A 15,451-nucleotide genomic window follows, 5' to 3' on the forward strand; every position below is an offset into this window, starting at 1 on the left:
CCTCCTCAGTACGTGCGGCGCAGTTCCAGCGCGCCATCCGGTCGCGTCTGGCCAGCCACCGACCAGCCCAGTTCCAGCGCCGACAGCAGTTCCTGCGCATCGCCGGCACGGAAGGTGCCACTCACGGCCAGGCTGGCGATCTCGGGATCGGCGATCACCAGCGGCGTGCGACCGTAGCGGTTCATGCGCTCGACCACGATCGACAGCGGCGTGGCATCGAACACCAGCTGCCCTTGCAGCCAGCCTTCGGCAGCGGCATTGGACGACAGCGCCGGGCCGGGCTGGAAGCGGCCCGAGGGCAGCACCTGCAGCTGCTGGCCGGGTGCCAGGGTGTGCTGGGCCCCGCCATTGCTGACTTCCACCGCACCTTCCAGTAGCGCGACTTCGACCAGGCCGTCGTTCAGGCGCTCCACCTGGAAGGTGGTGCCGATGTCGCGGATGGTGCTGTCGCCGGCGCGCAGCTGCAGCGCCTTGCTCGACGGTGCGACCTGCAGCTGCAGGCGGCCCCGTTCCAGCACCAGGTTGCGATGGCGCCAACCGAATCGGGCGTGCAGCGTGGTGCCCGCATCCAGCGTGGCCACGCTGCCATCGGCCAGCGTCTGCTGCCGGGGCTGGTGGGAATCGTTGGCATAGCGCAGCGCTGTGGGGTTGCCGTCGATGGCGACCATCCAGCCGATCCCGATGGCCAGGCAGACGCCTGCGGCGGCGGCCACTGCCGGCAGCCAGCGACGCTGCGCCGGCCGCGCCGCACGTGCCGCGGCGGTGCGCAGCCACGGGTCGGCGGCCAGTTCTTCGCCCCGCTGGAACAGGGTCTCGGCATCGATCCAGGCGCTGACATGGGCCGGGTCTTCGGCCAGCCAGTCCTCGAACGCCTCGCGCTCGCCCGGCGTGCAGTCCGGAGCCTCCAGCCGCGCCACCCAGGCGCTGGCGCGTTCGAACAGCAGGGTGTCTTCCCTGGGTCTGGCGTGACTCATCCGTTGTCCCTGTCGTTGTGCAGCGGATCCGATCCGAGTTCCTGGCGCAGGCCCTGCAGGGCGCGGGCGATATGTTTTTCCACGGTCTTGGCGGTGATTCCACAGTGCCGCGCGATCTGCGTATAGCTCATGCCGGTGATCCGGTTGAGCAGGTACACCTCGCGCGCGCGCTCGGGCAGCTTGAACAGGGCCTGCCGCAGCAGGGACAGCATCTGCCCGGACTCGGCCTGGCGCAATGGATCGGGCGACGTGCTGGAGGGCTCGTCGCCGCCATCGTGTTCGGCGAGGGACAGGTGTGGCCGCGACTGCGACGAGCGGCCGCGGTCTGCCAGGCGGTTGCGGGCGATACGATACAGCAGCAACCGCAGCTCGTCGGCACTGTGCGCGCGATAGCGGATCAGCCGCTCCATGCAGTCCTGCGCGATGTCCTCGGCATCCTCCGGCCCAACGCCGCGCGTGCGCAGGAAAGCGCACAACGGCGCGCGCTCTTCCCGTACGAACGCAATGAACGCGTCCGCCGGCACGGACAGGTCCGGCGCGCGATGGATCAGAGGAGAGGGGGCGGACAGGGCTGGCCTCGGGCGTCGGTGGCGGGTGCGTCTTCGAGTTTTACGCGACGATGACCGGATGGGGAAGAGTGTGCATGGCCCCTGATTCCATTGTGAATGCATTCATGTTTCGGGGGCTGGTGCGCTGGGGGAGTTTGCGCCGCCCGGACGTTGAACTCCTGACCCGTGTGTTGCGGGTGGAGAGAGAACACATGAAGCGTTCGAAGTTGAGCCTGGCCCTGGCCGGGCTGATGGGCATCACCGCCATGGCGGCGGTTGATGACGTCATGGCAATGAATTATCACGTGCGGGACGATCGCGTCTTCCTCAGCGGCGGCGTCACCGTTGCCGATGTGGTGGCGCTGCCCGCGCTGCTGGCCAAGGCACAGGCTGAAGGCCGTCCGATCCGCGAAGTCGTGCTGCGCACATCCAATGGTGGCGCGCTGATCGCCGGCGAGTGGCTGCAGGCGGTGATCCGCACCCAGGGCTTGGACACCATCGTGTCCGGCCACTGCATCTCGTCCTGCTCGATCATGCAGTCCGGTGGCGTCAACCGTTACCTCGGCGGCGATCTACCACTGGTCGACTCGGTGCAGATCCATGCCGCGAGCAGTGGCGGCAAGATCACCTATGCGCCGTCAGCGCGCATGACCCAGATCTACACAGGCAACTACGGCGGCGGCATGGATGCGGGCCTGTTGCACAAGGCGATGTATGAAGTGGTTCAACCCAATGGCCTGCTGGTATTCCGCGACCCGGCGCGCACCACGGGTACGTCGGTCACCTTCGATCCGGATGGCAGCGGCAGCAAGCTGGAGTCGTTCCCGGGCCAGGGCATCCGCGGCAACAACATCATCAACACGGCAGGCTATCGCGATCCGGGCGACACCCTCCGTGTCACCAGCAACGTCAGCGGCGACATCAACCCGGGCTACCTGCGCACCGCGCGCCAGCTGCAGGCCTTCGTCGACGACGATTTCGCGCGCTGGAACACCGACTGGGCCAGCACCTACATCAACTACGCGGTGAGCCTGTACAACGTCTCCACGCGGGGGCCGAACGGCATCGGCACGCAGTCGCTGCAACAGCTGCTCGCCGATCCCGACCTCCAGGAAGAGCTGCGCGGCCAGTTGCGGCTGGCCGATCTGGATGCGTCCACCCTGGGCAGTTCGGCGGGCGTGATCCGTGTCAGCAACGGCGCCACCTGGCGCACCGCCGAAACCACCGGCGCCGATTTCATTCTGGTGGACAACGGCACCATCGCATTGGAGGGTGGTGCGCTGCGCACCCCCGAACTGCGGGTGATGCCGGGCAGCATCGTGGTCGGCCACGGTGATATCGCATCGGTCGGCACCGACAGCGATGCGTTGCTGGATGGCACCGGCCCGTCCTACCGCGAAGACGGCTTCAACCGCCTGCGCGTGTTCGGCACGCTGATGCCGCGTGGTGGTGATCTGGTGACCCACGGCTACGTCAACATCATGCCCGGCGGGCAGGTGCTGTTCGACGTTACCGAAACCGGTGGTACCGGCAGTGGCCGCCTGCGCGTGGGCAGCTTCTACGATGGCGGCTCCGAGGAGGGCGCGCTGGTGATCGCGCAGGGCGCACACCTGGCGTTGAACGTCGCCCAGGGCTTCTATGCCGGCACCTACCGTCGCGACCTGGTGGAAGGACCGATCTACCAGGGGGGCTTCCAGGATGCCGTGCGGCTGGGCGATGCCGGTTACAGCGCCAGCATCACGGCCGGTGAAGTGTTCCGCCCGCGCCACAATTCGCTGCTCAGCTTCAACGTCAACCAGACCGCCGATGGCCTGTGGCTGACCGCCAACCCGGGCTTCGATCAGCTGGGCCTGTTCGCCAACGGCACCTCCGGCGACGGCCTGGGGCGCGCGCTGGCCGCTGCATCGGACCGCCAGGACAGCGGCCTGAAGTCGTTGCTCGGCGCGCTGCAGTTCGCTGACCGTGATGTGATCGCACAGCAGGCTGGCGCCTTGCGCGGTGATGCGCACGCCAGCCTGCGACTGGCCGATAATGCACTGATCGGCCGCATCGGCAACGTCGTGCAGCAGCACCAGGCAGCGATGCGTAGTGGCGGCGATGCCGATGGCCTGGCCTCGCAGGCGGCGCAGTCGGTCTCGGCGCAGCCAGGCATGCGCCATGGCAGCCTGTTCAACCAGTTGGCCATGCATCTGGTCGAGCCGGTGGGCGAGGGTGCTGGCGACAGCCGCGTGGCGGGTCGCAGCCGTGGCCTGTGGGCGCGCGGTTTCGCCAGTCATGGCCGCATCGATGCCGACGGCGGCGTGGCCGGCCTGAGCCACAACATCGGTGGCATCGTGGTCGGTGCCGACACCCGCGTGGCCGATGACCGCGTCACCCTTGGCGTCAGCGTGGCAGCGGCCGACATGTCGACCAAGGCCAGCGATGGCTCCGAATTCAGCGGAGACGTGCGCGCGCTGGACGTGGGGGGCTATCTGGACGCGACCTATTCGCGGGGCTATCTGTCGGCGGCCGTGCGCTACACCGACCTGCGGCATGACACCCGCCGCGGTGTCGGCGGCATTGATGGGCTGCAGCAGCCTCTGCGCGCGAAGTACAGCAACGATGCGATCTCCGCACGTGTTGAACATGCGTTCTCGTTCACCACCGGCAATGGCCTGGTGATCCAGCCGCTGCTGCCGGTGGTGGACTACGCACGGACCTCGGCCACCCGTTTCAATGAAGGGCAGGGCGCCGGTGCGCTGGTGGGCCGCAGCGGCAGCCTGGAGAGCATTCGCGTGGGTGCGGGCCTGCAGCTGTTCAAGACCTTCGAAGGCAACAACGGTGAGCGCATTACCCCGCGCGCGCGCGTGGTCTGGCAGAAGGAGCTGGGCGATTCGCAGGCGCGCTACAGCACCGGCTTTGCTGCGGCCCCGGACCTGGTGTTTGGTGCCAGCAGCCAGGCCGTGGGCGAGCAGGTGCTGGCCTGGAACCTGGGCGTGACCAGCCGTGCCAGCGAGCGCCTGTCGATCATGGCCGACTACGTGGGCGAACGCCGCGATGGGCAGATCCAGAACGGCGTGATGCTGGGCCTGGGCTACCGGTTCTAAAGGGCACTCGGCCCCGGCGATATCCGTATCGCCGGGGCCATCCCATCAGGGCAGGTGCTGCGGTATGGTCGGCAGGGAATTCCCGCCAGGCCCGTCCATGCAGATCGCCGTTTTCAGTGCCCGCCCCTACGATCGTCGCTTCCTCGACGAGGCCAACCAGCGCGATGCGGCCGGGCAGGGCTTTGCATTCGTGTACTTCGATGCCGCGCTGGACGTGCATACCGCAGCGCTGGCACAGGACTGCGCCGCCGTCTGCGTGTTCGTCAACGATCGCCTGGACGCGCCGGTTCTGCACGCGTTGCATGCGCTGGGCGTACGCGCCATCCTGCTGCGCTGCGCCGGCTTCAACAATGTGGACCTGGCCACCGCGAAAGCGCTGGAGCTGTTCGTCGCACGGGTGCCGGCCTATTCCCCCGAAGCCGTGGCCGAGCACGCGCTGGCGCTGGTGATGACGCTCAACCGGCAGACCCATCGCGCCTACAATCGCGTGCGCGAGGGCAACTTCATGCTCGATGGCCTGCTCGGCCGCACTCTGCATGGGCGCACGGTCGGCATCGTCGGCACCGGCAAGATCGGCCTGGCCACCGCGCGCATCTTCCACGGCATGGGCTGCACCGTGCTGGGGCATGACCCGTATCCATCGCCGGCCTTCGCCGGCGTGGGCGACATGGTTGGGCTGGATGAACTGCTGGCGCGCGCCGATATCGTGTCGCTGCATTGCCCGCTGACACCCGATACCCAGCATCTGATCAACGACGCCTCGCTTGCGCGGATGAAGACCGGCGCGATGCTGGTCAACACCTCGCGCGGCGGGCTGGTCGATACCCATGCGGTGATCCGCGCGCTGAAGTCACGGCGGCTGGGTCATCTGGCCATCGACGTCTACGAGCAGGAAAGCGCGCTGTTCTTCCAGGACCTGTCCGGCGAGATCATCGACGACGAGGCCTTCCAGCGCCTGATGACCTTCCCCAACGTGCTGGTGACCGGCCACCAGGGCTTCTTCACCGTAGAGGCGCTGCAGGAGATATCGGCAATCACGCTGGGGAACCTGCGGGATTTCGCCGAGGGGCGGGTGTGTGCGAACCGGGTGGAGACATCGCTGAGATGATTGGAAGTCATGAGGGGTGTGCGTTTTCATACCTATCATTGAGGGGCGCAGATGAAACGCTTAGTCACCTTGAAAGTTGGGCTGCTGTTTCCATTGCTGATGGCGGGCGGCTGTGCAGCGGAGGAGTCCCGAGGCGAGAAGGGGTGGGAAGGGCTAGAACGATGCGTGACAACAATCGAGACTTACGTTCAAGAGACGAGGGGATGGAAACGGGAGATGTATCGGATTGCGGAGGAGTCTTCCGGCACCGCAGATATTGGCTTCTCGGTCCAGCACGTCCATGACAGGGTTCTGCTGCCAGAAGGTGGACTGAAGTCATTTCATGTTGATCTCGACCAGCGATGTTCCAAGGTCATCCGTGAAAGCCACTATCAGTAGCTGGTAGCGGCTTGTTGGCCCATGAAGAGGGTAGATGCGCGGCCATTGACCGCATGTTGCTCGTAGTCCTACAATGCCCAGCTAGGCCGGAATAGCTCAGTTGGTAGAGCGGCGCATTCGTAATGCGTAGGTCGCAGGTTCGACTCCTGTTTCCGGCACCAGTTGCAATGAAAAGCCCCGGCCTTGGTTGGGGCTTTTTGTTTGCGCCCGCCGGTGATCCTTGGATGGCCACCTCACTGAAGGCTGCAAGCCTTCATCAACGCCTCGTCATCCCTGCATCCTTCGCCAGCCACCACGCCAGCTGCCGGAGATAACCACCTGCAGCTCCCGCCAATGCACCGATCATCAGGCGTGCAAGCACTCTGATCCCGCGCGCGGCCCGCTCCCGCACCCAAGGCAGTACCGCCACCACCTGCGCACCCAGCAACAGCATCAGCACGTCCAGCCCCAGCGCATCCACCACCGGCAGCAACGGCAGCAGATCCGGATTGCAGGCCAGCACGATTACCAGTGCAGCACCCAGCACGGCCATCAGGCGGCGCCCGGCGGGCACGGTGGTCCAGTGCAGCAGTCGGCTGATCAGGCGCATGGCATTCCTTGTGCCTTGTGTCATCTGCGGGAATCCTCATCAGGCCCGATCGGCCGCACCGGCTGCCGCAGCACGGTCTTCAACCGCGCCGCCTCGGTCCTGCGTGGGTCGCTGAGGTAGATCTCATGATGGGACCCGGCAAAGGTGTATCCCAGTGCGGGCATCACTTCGTCATGCAGCTGCGCCAGGATGGGGCCTTCGTCGTCGTAGGCGCCTACATGCAAGGTCTGCAGGCTGGGGCCCTCGGCAAGGATCTGATGGCGAAGGCTGGGCGGCGCGTCCCGCAGCTTCGTGCGCGCCTTGCCGATCGCGGCCTGCCACAGTGCGGGGCCGATGCCCTCAGGCGTGCGGATCATTACGGTCCAGGCCCACTCATCCTTGCGCCGTGCGACGAAGCTGGCCGGGTCCTCGGCACTCCAAAGCGCCTCCAGCGGTGGCACCACGTAGTCGCGCCCTTCGGCCTTCAGCGCGAACTTCAGTGCATAGCTCACCGAATACAGCCACTGCACGGCCTGCAGGTAGGCGGGGGCCGTGTTCGGGTCGCCGCGACCATCGACCATCACGTAGGGAATGGGCGGTACATCCACGCGTACGAACCTGCCGGCGGGCGGTTGATAGAACGCCCGGTCGCGCTTCTTGAAGTCGATCTTGTCCACGGGCCTTCCTCCTGCGCCGAGCATCCCACGCCAGGCACCCGCCAGCACGCCTGAACAGGTTCAGGTGACTTTGCCGAACGAGGGCGGACTGCCGGCCAGCACCTGATGCCAGGATGCCGCCCGCGGGCGTCCTGCCCGCCGCGCGTGCGCGGTGCGACAACGTGTCGCAGCCAGAATCGGGCCTTTCCTGCGCTCGATCATTGTCAATGCCTTTCTTAAATGGTGGGTGACGGCCTAAAATTGAAAGGCTGACTCGACCCCACCTCCCTGCCTGTCTTCCGGACCGGTGGGACCGGCTTTGGCCGGAACAGGCAGGGACGGGGAACGGCATTCCCTCGCAATTGGATCGACCGATGATTCCGTTGAAAACCCTTGGGCGCTGGTTGCGCCCGGGCCTGCTGCTGTCGTTGCTGGTGATGCTCACCGGCTGCGATGCCGTGGCCATCCTCAGTCCGAAGGGCCAGATCGGCCAGGATGAGAAGACCCTGCTGATCACGGCCACCGTGCTCATGCTGCTGGTCGTCATCCCGGTCATCATCATGACCCTGACGTTCGCGTGGAAGTATCGCGCCTCCAACACCAAGGCCCGTTACGAGCCGAAGTGGTCCCACTCGACGGCGATCGAGGTGGTGGTGTGGTCGATCCCGTGCATGATCGTGCTGGTCCTGGCGGTCCTGACCTGGCGCTCGTCGCACGCACTGGATCCGTACCGTCCGCTGGATTCGGACGTCAAGCCGGTCACCATCGAGGCGATCTCGCTGGACTGGAAGTGGCTGTTCATCTATCCGGAAGAGAAGGTGGCGGTCGTCAACGAAATCAAGTTCCCGGTCAACACGCCGCTGAACTTCAAGATCACGTCCGATTCGGTGATGAATGCGTTCTTCATCCCGCACCTGGGCAGCATGATCTACTCGATGGCTGCGATGGAGACCAAGCTCCACCTGATCGCCAACGAGACCGGTGAATTCCCGGGCATGTCTTCGCACTACAGCGGCGCGGGCTTCGCCAAGATGCACTTCACCGCCTACTCGGTCACCGATGCCGAATACCGCCAGTGGCTGGACCAGGTCCGCGCCGGCGAGCAGACCCTGGACAAGGCCTCGTTCAAGGCCCTGGGCGAAGCACGCAACGCCGAGTGGTATCCGGTCACCTACTTCGGCAAGACCGAAGAAGGCCTGTTCGACTGGGTCATCGCCAAGCACATGGGCGACAACAAGCATTACGGCATGAAGCACTCGCATGCCGGTGCCGCCGCTGCCGACGCCGCCACCCATGAAGCGCACGAGGGCCACGCCCCCAGTGATGCGCATGATTCCAAGGAATCGGGTGAAAACCTGGATGCCAACGAACACGAACACGCAGGCCATGCCGGCCACGCGGGTTCGGGAGAATGAACATGTTGGGAAAACTCTCTCTTGAGTCGATCCCCCACGATCCGATCGTGCTGACCACCCTGGTCGGCGCGGTGCTGGGTGGCCTGGGCGTCGTCGCCCTGATCACCAAGTTCAAGCTGTGGGGCTATCTGTGGAAGGAGTGGTTCACCTCGGTGGACCACAAGAAGATCGGCGTGATGTACCTCATCGTCGCCTTCGTCATGCTGCTGCGCGGCTTCTCCGACGCCATCATGATGCGCACCCAGCAGGCGCTCGCCGTCGGCGGGTCCGAGGGCTACCTGCCGCCGCACCACTACGACCAGATCTTCACCGCCCACGGCGTGATCATGATCTTCTTCGTGGCGATGCCGCTGATCACCGGCCTGATGAACCTGGCCGTGCCGCTGCAGATCGGTGCGCGTGACGTTGCGTTCCCGTTCGTCAACTCGCTCAGCTTCTGGCTGTTCGTGGCGGGCGCGGTGCTGATCATGCTGTCGCTGTGGATCGGTGAGTTCGCCGCCACCGGCTGGCTGGCGTTCCCGCCGTTGTCGGGTATCGAATACAGTCCAAGCGTCGGCATGGACTACTACATCTGGGGCCTGCAGGTGGCGGGTTTGGGTACCACGCTGAGTGGTATCAACTTCTTCATCACCATCCTGAAGATGCGTACCCCCAGCATGAAGCTGATGCAGATGCCGGTGTTCACCTGGACTGCCCTGGTGACCAACGTGCTGATCGTCGCTGCCTTCCCGGTGCTGACCATCACCCTGGTGCTGCTGACCCTGGATCGTTACCTGGGTACGCACTTCTTCACCAATGATGGTGGCGGCAACGCCATGCTGTACATCAACCTGATCTGGATCTGGGGTCACCCGGAGGTGTACATCCTGGTCCTGCCGGCGTTCGGTGTGTTCTCCGAAGTCATCGCCACGTTCTCGCGCAAGGCGCTGTTCGGCTACAAGGGCATGGTCTACGCCACCGCCTGCATCGGCGTGCTGTCGTTCATCGTGTGGCTGCACCACTTCTTCACCATGGGCTCGGGTGCCAACGTCAATGCCTTCTTCGGCATCACGACGATGATCATCTCGATCCCGACCGGCGTGAAGATCTTCAACTGGCTGTTCACCATGTTCCGCGGTCGCGTGCACTTCACCACCCCGGTGCTGTGGACCATCGGCTTCATGGTCACCTTCGTCATCGGCGGCATGACCGGCGTGATGCTGGCGATCCCGGCCATCGACTTCGTGCTGCACAACAGCCTGTTCCTGATCGCCCACTTCCACAACGTCATCATCGGCGGCGTGGTGTTCGGCATGTTCGCCGGCATCACTTACTGGTGGCCGAAGATGTTCGGCTTCCGCCTCAATGAGTTCTGGGGCAAGTGCGCGTTCTGGTGCTGGTTCATCGGCTTCTACGTGACCTTCATGCCGATGTACGTGCTGGGCTTCATGGGCATGACCCGTCGCCTGCAGAGCACCGTCAACCCGGCCTACGAGCCGCTGCTGCTGGTTGCTGCCTGCGGTGCGTTCATCGTCGGCGCCGGCATCCTGTGCCAGATCATCCAGGTGGCCGTGTCGATCCGCGACCGCAAGAAGACCGTGGACCTGACCGGTGACCCGTGGGATGCCCGTACGCTGGAGTGGGAAACCTCCTCGCCGCCGGCCTTCTACAACTTCGCGACCCTGCCGGACGTCACCGAGCTGGACGATTTCTGGGAACGCAAGCAGCGTGGTGAAGCCTGGCCGAAGCCGGCCAAGTACACCGACATCCACATGCCGCGCAACACCGGCACGGGCGTTGTCATCGGTGCCTTCAGCCTGGTGTTCGGCTTCGCGATGATCTGGCACATCTGGTGGCTGGCCATCGTCGGCTTCGTCGGCATGATCGCCACGTTCATCTACCGCACCTTCGACCAGGACGTGGACTACTGGGTCCCGGCCGCCGAGGTGGAACGCATCGAGAACGCACACCGCAAGCACCTGGAAGCCCAGGGCCTGGTGAAGTCGGAGCTGAAGGCATGAGCACCAATACCTCGACCCTGAGCCACGGGCACGCCGCACACGCGGCGGCCCATGGCCATGACGACCACGAGCACCACGACACCGGCGGCAACACCGTCTTCGGTTTCTGGGTGTACCTGATGAGCGACTGCCTCATCTTCGCCTCGCTGTTCGCCACCTACGTGGTGCTGGCAGGCGGTACCGATGGTGGCCCCACCGCGAAGGACCTGTTCGAGCTGCCGTTCGTGGCGTGGGAAACCGCGCTGCTGCTGACCTCGTCGCTGACCTTCGGCCTGGGCATGATTGCCATGCACCGCAAGCAGATGGGCCAGATGTACCTGTGGCTGGGCATCACCTGGCTGCTGGGCTTCGGCTTCATGTGCATGGAAGTGTGGGAGTTCCAGCATCTGATCCATCAGGGCTACGGTCCGGACCGCAGTGCCTTCCTGTCGGCGTTCTTCGCCCTGGTCGGTACCCACGGCCTGCACGTCAGCGCGGGCCTGCTGTGGCTGCTGGTGATGTTCGTGCAGCTGAAAAAGCACGGCCTGACCGCGACCAACAAGACCCGCATGGCGTGCCTGAGCCTGTTCTGGCACTTCCTGGACCTGATCTGGATCGGCGTGTTCTCCGTCGTCTACCTCAATGGAGCGCTGTAATGGCACATGACAACCATGCACACGACCACGGCACCGGCGGCGAAAGCCACGGCAGCGTGAAGTCGTACCTGATCGGCTTCGTGCTGGCGGTGGTGCTGACCGTCATCCCGTTCTGGATGGTGATGTCGGGCGATTTCTCGCGCACCGTCAACGGTGTGGTGATCGCGGTCACCGCGGTGCTGCAGATGCTGGTCCACCTGGTGTTCTTCCTGCACCTGGACCGCTCTTCGGAAAGCCGCTGGAACGTCAACGCGGCGGCCTTCACCGTCGTGGTGATCGGCATCATCGTGATCGGCACCCTGTGGGTCATGCACAACATGAACGTGCACATGATGCACTGACGTCCTCGCGACGTTGCCACGCAGAAAGGCCGCCCTCGGGCGGCCTTTCTGTTTGTCGCGCCCACCGGGAATGCCACGCGCGGTGGTAGTGCCGGCCGCTGGCCGGCAATCGCGGGAAGCCGGCCAGCGGCCGGCTTTACCCTGCCACCCGGCGCAGGAATTCCTCTGCCTCCATCGGCCGGCCCAGGTGGTAGCCCTGCAGCTGGTCGCAGCCCAGCTCGCTCAGGTACTCGCGCTGCGCCTGCGTTTCCACGCCTTCGGCCACCACCTGCAACTGCAGGGTGCGGCCCAGCGCAATGATCGACGACACGATGGCGGCATCTTCGTCGTTGCATTCCAGGTCACGAACGAACGCGCGGTCGATCTTCAGTTCGGTGGCCGGCATGCGCTTGAGGTACAGCAGGCTGGAATAGCCGGTGCCGAAGTCGTCGATGGCGATGTGCACGCCCATCGTGGTCAGGTCGTTGAGGATGGCCAGGCTGGCATCGACGTCCTTCATCGCGGTGGTCTCGGTGATCTCCAGGGTCAGCCGGGCCGGTTCGATCCGATGCCGCTGCAGTACTTCGCGCACGCTGTCCAGAAGCGCCGGCGAGGCGAACTGCAACGGCGACAGGTTCACCGCCATCGACCAGTCTGCGTGGCCGGCGTCATGCCAGGCGCGCAGCTGTGCACAGGCGCGGTCCAGCACCCAGTCGCCGATGGGGAGGATCAGTCCGCTGCGTTCGGCGATCGGAATGAACACATCCGGCGCCAGCAGCCCCAGCTCCGGGTGCTGCCAGCGCAGCAGCGCTTCGGCGCCGGTAGCCGGTGCGCCCGCGGCCGGGAATTTGGGCTGGTAATGCAGGATCAGTTCGTTGCGGGCGATGGCCTTGCGCAGGTCCTGCAGCAGGCGCAGCTGGCGATTGGCACTGAGCTGCATCGAGGGAGTGAAGAAGGTATAGCCGTTCCGCCCGGTTTCCTTGGTGTGGTACATCGCCGCATCGGCGTGCGCCATCAGTTCGCGCTCATTGCTGGCGTCGTCCGGGTACAGGGCGATGCCCAGGCTGGCGCTGACCTGCAGTTCGGCCGCATCCAGCGTGAACGGCTCACCGGCGGCGGCAATGATGCGCTCGGCCACCACCACCGCATCGTCGGGAATATCGATGGCCAGCACGATCACGAACTCGTCGCCGCCGAGGCGGGCGAACGTGTCCTGCGGGCGCAGCAGGCCGCCGATGCGCTGCGCCACCGCCACCAGCAGGCGGTCGCCAAGCTGGTGGCCATAAGCATCATTGACCGCCTTGAAACCATCCAGGTCGCAGAACATCACCGCCACCGCATGATTGCGGCGCCGCGCCTTCTCGATGGCCTGCTCGATGCGGTCCTGCAGCAGCATGCGGTTGGGCAGCTGGGTCAACGGGTCGTGCAGTGCCGCCTGGATCAGCTTGTCGTTGGCGTGCGCCAGCGAATCGGCCAGCAGCCCGGTGCGCACGCGCATCTGCCGGTCGAACAGCGAGGCCACCAGGGCGATGCCCAGCGTGGCCACGGTGGTGACGATCACCAGCACCGCCAGCCAGCGCGTGTCGACGCCGCCGCTGCCGACGGCGCCACAGATGCTGCCTTCGGGGAAGCGCGCCGCCGCCATGCCGGTGTAATGCATGCCGACGATGGCCAGGCCCATCACCAGCGATGCGAGCGCGCGCAGCAGCAGGGTGTTGCGCTGCTCGGCGCGCAGCCGGAAGGCGATCCACAACGCTGCACCTGCGGCACCGATGGCCACCGCAATGGAGGCGGCGAACCAGCCGGGGTGATAGTCGATGCCCGGCTGCATGCGCATCGCGGCCATGCCCAGGTAGTGCATGGTGGCAATGCCCAGGCCCATCAGTACCGCACCGGCCAGCAGCCGCCGCCACGGCAGGCTGGGGCGCGACACCAGCCACAGCGCATAGGCCGAAGCGCCGATCGAGACGGCCAGCGAGTACAGGGTGATGCCCAGGTCGTAGCCGACCGGAATCGGCAGGTCGAAGGCCAGCATGCCGATGAAATGCATCGACCAGATCCCCAGGCCCATGGCCGCCGCGCCACCCGCCAGCCACCAGCGTGCCACGCGCCCCTCGGCCGTGGCCAGGCGGCCGGCCATGTCCAGCGCCGTGTACGAAGCAAAAATGGCCACCAGCAGCGAGATGGCGACCAGGCTCTGACTGTAACTGCCAGTCATGTTGAATCCAGAGGGAGAGGGAGGGGCGCCCGCAAGGCGCACGCCCGCGACAGCTATCGGCGCGGGTGGACGGGACTTGAGCGGTCGCAGCACCTGCGACCCGGCTCGGCTATCCTGCCACGCCTGTTCCCATTGCTGGAAATCATCCGATGGCAAAAGCCCGCACCGCCTACGTCTGCAATGAATGCGGCGCCGAATTCAGCAAGTGGCAGGGGCAGTGCACCGAGTGCAACGCCTGGAACTCGTTGTCGGAGATCGTGCTGGAGAGCGCGGCGGCGGCCAAGGCGCCGGCCTCGCGGCGGGCCGGCTGGGCCGGGAAGATCGACCCGCCGAAGATCACCGCGCTGAAAGACGTGGAGCAGACCGAGCATCGCCGGGTCTCCACCGGCATCGGCGAGTTCGATCGCGTGCTGGGCGGCGGCCTGGTCGAAGGCGCGGTGGTGCTGGTGGGCGGCGACCCGGGCATCGGCAAGTCGACGCTACTGCTGCAGGCGGTGGCGAAGATGGCCGCTGAACTGCCAGTGCTGTACGTCACCGGCGAGGAGTCGCTGGCCCAGGTGGCTGGCCGTGCGCATCGCCTGGAGCTGCCGCTGGACGGCGTCAATGCGCTGGCCGAGACCGGCGTCGAGTCGATCCTGCAGCACGCGGCCAAGGCCGGCCCGCGGCTGATCGTGGCCGACTCGGTGCAGACCCTGTGGACCGAAACGCTGACCGCGGCGCCCGGCTCCGTAAGCCAGGTGCGCGAGAGCGCGGCACGGCTGGTGCGCTTTGCCAAGGAAACCGGCACTGCGGTGTTCCTGGTCGGCCACGTCACCAAGGAGGGCGGCATCGCCGGCCCGCGCGTGCTGGAGCACATGGTTGATGCGGTGCTGTACTTCGAAGGCGAGAGCGGCAGCCGCTTCCGCCTGTTGCGCGCCTTCAAGAACCGGTTTGGTGCGGTGAACGAACTGGGCGTGTTCGCGATGGGGGACAAGGGCCTGAAGGAAGTCTCCAATCCATCGGCCATCTTCCTGTCCGGCGGCAGCACCCATCAGCCGGGCAGCTGCGTGATGGTCACCCGCGAGGGCACGAGGCCCCTGCTGGTGGAGGTGCAGGCGCTGGTCGATGCATCGCCGCTGTCGAACCCGCGCCGTGTCGCGGTCGGCCTGGAGCAGAACCGCCTGGCGATGCTGCTGGCGGTGCTGCATCGGCACGGCGGCGTGCTGGTCGGCGACCAGGACGTGTTCGTCAACGTGGTCGGCGGCATCCGCGTGCAGGAGACCGCCGCCGACCTGCCGGTGCTGCTGGCGGTGCTGTCGTCGCTGCAGGATCGGCCGCTGGCGGAAAAGACGATTGCCTTTGGCGAGGTTGGCCTGTCCGGCGAGATCCGCCCGGTGCCCAATGGCGAGGACCGCCTGCGCGAGGCGGCCACCCATGGTTTCAAGCGCGCCATCGTGCCCAAGGCCAACGCGCCCAAGGGCGGCTCGGTGAAAGGCATGGAAGTGATCGCGGTAGAACGCCTGTCCGAGGCCATCGACGCGGCGTGATGCCAGCCCTGTAGAGCCG

Annotated in this window: 13 protein-coding genes and 1 tRNA gene; 9 read left to right on the forward strand and 5 right to left on the reverse strand. The window is 65.8% G+C overall.

Annotated features, from left to right (window positions below):
• Nucleotides 1-5 precede the first annotated feature (5 nt).
• Nucleotides 6-974 (reverse strand): FecR family protein, encoded by a 969-nt coding sequence (locus AC5P9W_RS04965; RefSeq protein WP_111201643.1) that lies wholly within the window; start codon nt 972-974, stop codon nt 6-8.
• Nucleotides 971-1,498, reverse strand: a complete 528-nt coding sequence (locus AC5P9W_RS04970) for an RNA polymerase sigma factor (protein ID WP_088496450.1) — start codon at nt 1,496-1,498, stop codon at nt 971-973. Before AC5P9W_RS04970 ends, AC5P9W_RS04965 begins: the two co-directional genes overlap by 4 nt.
• 236 nt (nt 1,499-1,734) lie before the next feature.
• On the opposite strand from AC5P9W_RS04970, the gene AC5P9W_RS04975 reads away from it, so the two are divergent.
• The 4 genes from AC5P9W_RS04975 to AC5P9W_RS04990 all read left to right on the forward strand — a co-directional run bounded on the left by AC5P9W_RS04975 (nt 1,735) and on the right by AC5P9W_RS04990 (nt 6,255).
• Complete coding sequence (locus AC5P9W_RS04975) at nt 1,735-4,608, forward strand: autotransporter outer membrane beta-barrel domain-containing protein (RefSeq protein WP_111201642.1); 2,874 nt, start codon at nt 1,735-1,737, stop codon at nt 4,606-4,608.
• A 97-nt stretch (nt 4,609-4,705) separates the two neighbouring features.
• Entirely contained in the window at nt 4,706-5,716 is a 1,011-nt protein-coding gene (locus AC5P9W_RS04980) for a 2-hydroxyacid dehydrogenase (RefSeq protein ID WP_111201641.1), read from the forward strand.
• A 51-nt stretch (nt 5,717-5,767) separates the two neighbouring features.
• The gene (locus AC5P9W_RS04985; protein ID WP_111201640.1) at nt 5,768-6,094 is read left to right on the forward strand and encodes a hypothetical protein; all 327 of its coding nucleotides are present in this window, start codon (nt 5,768-5,770) and stop codon (nt 6,092-6,094) included.
• A gap of 85 nt (nt 6,095-6,179) precedes the next feature.
• Nucleotides 6,180-6,255: transfer RNA gene (locus AC5P9W_RS04990), tRNA-Thr, on the forward strand.
• A gap of 95 nt (nt 6,256-6,350) precedes the next feature.
• On the opposite strand, the gene AC5P9W_RS04995 is transcribed toward AC5P9W_RS04990, so the two are convergent.
• Both AC5P9W_RS04995 and AC5P9W_RS05000 read right to left on the reverse strand, forming a co-directional pair.
• Nucleotides 6,351-6,683, reverse strand: a complete 333-nt coding sequence (locus AC5P9W_RS04995) for a hypothetical protein (RefSeq protein ID WP_111201639.1) — start codon at nt 6,681-6,683, stop codon at nt 6,351-6,353.
• Between the two features lie 20 nt (nt 6,684-6,703).
• Nucleotides 6,704-7,339, reverse strand: a complete 636-nt coding sequence (locus AC5P9W_RS05000) for a GyrI-like domain-containing protein (protein WP_111201638.1) — start codon at nt 7,337-7,339, stop codon at nt 6,704-6,706.
• 353 nt (nt 7,340-7,692) lie between these two features.
• Here AC5P9W_RS05000 and cyoA point away from each other — a divergent pair, with 353 nt between their 5' ends.
• Genes cyoA through cyoD form a run of 4 tightly spaced genes read left to right on the forward strand, consistent with a single transcriptional unit; the run spans nt 7,693 to nt 11,709 of the window.
• Entirely contained in the window at nt 7,693-8,733 is a 1,041-nt protein-coding gene (gene cyoA, locus AC5P9W_RS05005) for a ubiquinol oxidase subunit II (RefSeq protein WP_014646391.1), read from the forward strand.
• A 2-nt stretch (nt 8,734-8,735) separates the two neighbouring features.
• Nucleotides 8,736-10,733 (forward strand): cytochrome o ubiquinol oxidase subunit I, encoded by a 1,998-nt coding sequence (gene cyoB / locus AC5P9W_RS05010; protein ID WP_019659275.1) that lies wholly within the window; start codon nt 8,736-8,738, stop codon nt 10,731-10,733.
• On the forward strand, nt 10,730-11,368 hold the full coding sequence (gene cyoC / locus AC5P9W_RS05015) for a cytochrome o ubiquinol oxidase subunit III (RefSeq protein ID WP_206621289.1): 639 nt from the start codon (nt 10,730-10,732) through the stop codon (nt 11,366-11,368). Before cyoB ends, cyoC begins: the two co-directional genes overlap by 4 nt.
• The gene (gene cyoD, locus AC5P9W_RS05020; RefSeq protein ID WP_005415725.1) at nt 11,368-11,709 is read left to right on the forward strand and encodes a cytochrome o ubiquinol oxidase subunit IV; all 342 of its coding nucleotides are present in this window, start codon (nt 11,368-11,370) and stop codon (nt 11,707-11,709) included. Before cyoC ends, cyoD begins: the two co-directional genes overlap by 1 nt.
• 136 nt (nt 11,710-11,845) lie before the next feature.
• Here cyoD and AC5P9W_RS05025 read toward each other — a convergent pair whose 3' ends face one another.
• Nucleotides 11,846-13,906 (reverse strand): putative bifunctional diguanylate cyclase/phosphodiesterase, encoded by a 2,061-nt coding sequence (locus tag AC5P9W_RS05025; protein ID WP_206621288.1) that lies wholly within the window; start codon nt 13,904-13,906, stop codon nt 11,846-11,848.
• Nucleotides 13,907-14,055: 149 nt separating this feature from the next.
• Between AC5P9W_RS05025 and radA the strand changes: the two genes are divergently transcribed.
• Nucleotides 14,056-15,432, forward strand: coding sequence for a DNA repair protein RadA (gene radA, locus AC5P9W_RS05030; protein ID WP_019659272.1), 1,377 nt, complete (start codon nt 14,056-14,058; stop codon nt 15,430-15,432).
• Nucleotides 15,433-15,451 lie beyond the last annotated feature (19 nt).

The organism is Stenotrophomonas sp. YJH_SMC_33 (assembly GCF_059372295.1).